Below are 1921 nucleotides of genomic sequence, written 5' to 3' on the forward strand. Positions count from 1 at the left end.
GTAAATGCAGAAAATTCGAACCGCCCAATTGGCGAGGAAGTGAGCAGGATGCAGCAATCAGCGTATAGAACAAGCTCTAACGGGCAGCATGAACAAAATAGCAACTTTATTTCACCCGAAAATATACGGTGGAACAATGTTGCTTACTCTAAACTCTAGTACTTGGTAGTAATTTTTCCCACCCTAATCAAACGAGGAATCTCATGGCCAGCGTCGAAAAACTCAGCATAGCCCTGACGCATGAAATGGCTGATGAAGTACGCACAGTAGTCAAAAGCGGTGACTACGCCAGCAGCAGCGAGGTTATCCGTGAAGCGCTGCGGGACTGGCGACGAAAACGCGCCCTCTAGGACCAGGAGATCCAGGAACTGCGAAAACTTTGGCATGAAGGTCTGAAAAGCGGTGAGGGCCAATACAATTCCCTGGAAGACATCAAGCAGGCCGCACGAAAACGCCTAGCAGAAAACCAGCAATAACCTGGATATGCCTATCTTCCAGGAAATAGTCCAGGCTGATTTGGTGAAGAAGAAATCTGGTTATCCTTGCATATTGAAATATAAGATTGCAAAATGCAAGGATGATAAAGCGGCGAATACAACAGCAGGTTACTGATGCGCTCGATCGACAAGCTGCGGTCGCGCTAATTGGTCCACGTCAGGTTGGAAAAACAACGATTGCACTGGAGATCGGGGAAGAGAGGGGGGCTCTTTATCTTGACCTGGAGGACAGGGATGATCGTGAGAAGCTATCGAATGCAAAATTGTTCCTAACTCAGTATGAAGACCGACTTGTGGTGCTCGATGAGATTCATCGTGTACCGGAGTTGTTCCAGACACTACGAGGCATTATCGATCAAGGTCGCCGCAAGGGAAAACGGACGGGGCGTTTTTTGATTCTCGGATCGGCATCGATAGACCTTCTCAGACAATCGGGCGAGAGCCTGGCAGGGCGCATTGAATATGTGGATATGCAGCCGCTTGATGTGACAGAGGTGGGAGCGGGAGAGAATGCGCTAAACCGACTATGGATACAGGGCGGGTTTCCAGACAGCTTTCTGGCCAGAAATGAAAAAGACAGCCTAAAACTGCGCAAAAGTTTTATCCGGACATATTTAGAAAGGGATGTACCCCAGTTTGGACCAAGAATTCCAGCAGAAACTTTAGAGCGTTTATGGACCATGTTGGCGCACAGCCAAGGAACGATGCTCAATGTGTCGCGTCTTGCATCCGGGTTGTCGCTGACCGCACCGACAGTCACCAAATATATCGATCTATTGGTCGATTTGCTGTTGGTGAGGCGGTTACGCCCTTTTCGCGCAAATATCGGGAAACGACTGGTTAAGTCACCAAAGGTCTATGTTCGGGATAGCGGTTTGCTGCATGCGTTGCTCGGCATCCAGGATTACAACGGACTATCTGGACACCCTGTTGTTGGTGCGAGTTGGGAAGGGTTTGTGATTGAAAACCTGCTGGCAGTTGTGCCGGACAGAACACTGGCCAGTTTTTACCGTACAGCCGCTGGTGCTGAAGTTGACCTTGTACTGGAGTTGCCTGGAATCTCTGAAACCTGGGCAATCGAGATCAAGCGGAGCCTTTCTGCAAAGCCGCGCAAGGGTTTTTATCACGCATGTGAGGATATACAGCCGAATAAAAGCTTCGTGGTTTATTCCGGCGAAGAGCGGTACCCGGTTTCCGATGGCTTGGAGGCCGTTGGTGTGTCAGAAATGGCTCAGATGCTATTAGAGAAGGCTGGAACACAATGAAAATAAAATCCTGCGAGGGTACTAATGGAACCAGATCACCCGCGCTGCCAGCCATGGAGAGCGAAGCGAAGGCTGGTAGACCCCAGTAGCCGCGAGGCCGCACTGTTTTCCCGGCGTGCCTTGCGCCAGAGGGAAAACAAAGTAGGCCTCCGAACGCGG

At 50.3% G+C, this 1921-nt stretch carries 2 protein-coding genes; both read left to right on the forward strand.

What is annotated here, in order from left to right; all coding sequences use genetic code 11:
- Window positions 1-203 precede the first annotated feature (203 nt).
- Window positions 204-350 carry a ribbon-helix-helix domain-containing protein gene (locus ACOCD2_RS18145; RefSeq protein WP_305800365.1) on the forward strand — a complete coding sequence of 49 codons (147 nt, stop codon included), beginning with the start codon at window positions 204-206 and terminating at the stop codon, window positions 348-350.
- A 227-nt stretch (window positions 351-577) separates the two neighbouring features.
- Complete coding sequence (locus tag ACOCD2_RS18150) at window positions 578-1762, forward strand: ATP-binding protein (RefSeq protein WP_293649620.1); 1185 nt, start codon at window positions 578-580, stop codon at window positions 1760-1762.
- Window positions 1763-1921 lie beyond the last annotated feature (159 nt).

The sequence above is a fragment of the Thiolapillus sp. genome (assembly GCF_048562965.1).
GTDB lineage: Bacteria > Pseudomonadota > Gammaproteobacteria > Chromatiales > Chromatiaceae > Thiolapillus > Thiolapillus brandeum_A.

What these genes read in the sequence shown, in the direction of transcription:
- ACOCD2_RS18145 (WP_305800365.1), top strand. Translation starts at nt 204, where the DNA reads ATGGCCAGCGTCGAAAAACTCAGCATAGCCCTGACGCATGAAATGGCT.
- ACOCD2_RS18150 (WP_293649620.1), top strand. Translation starts at nt 578, where the DNA reads ATGATAAAGCGGCGAATACAACAGCAGGTTACTGATGCGCTCGATCGA.